The organism is Pseudomonas sp. SIMBA_041 (assembly GCF_046535095.1).
Lineage (GTDB): Bacteria > Pseudomonadota > Gammaproteobacteria > Pseudomonadales > Pseudomonadaceae > Aquipseudomonas > Aquipseudomonas mucoides.
The window spans coordinates 1-229 of the sequence record NZ_JAWRXJ010001045.1 but is presented as its reverse complement, the minus strand read 5'-3'; the positions used below and the strand labels follow the sequence as shown (position 1 = coordinate 229).

The following is a 229-nucleotide window of genomic DNA, read 5'->3' as shown; positions in this document are numbered from 1 at the left end:
CCTACACTTGATGTATTTTGTACTTTCCAAATAGAAGCAAAACGATAACTAGTAGCTCCTCCGGGAGCTGCAGGATTAGCTAAAGCTACAGAAAGACCTTGCTTTAAACCATTATCTCCGACTATTAAGAATTGACCGTTCGTTAAGCTATTTGTATTAAGGGCATTTGTATCGGCTAAGGAATTTCCCGCTCCAATAATTAGTTTTTGTCCGTCATTGACACTTTTAG

At 38.4% G+C, this 229-nt stretch carries 1 protein-coding gene; it reads right to left on the bottom strand.

The genetic code is table 11. The features are described from left to right. Positions 1-229: hypothetical protein (locus SB725_RS34290; protein WP_410923841.1), on the bottom strand; the 229-nt coding region annotated here is incomplete at both ends.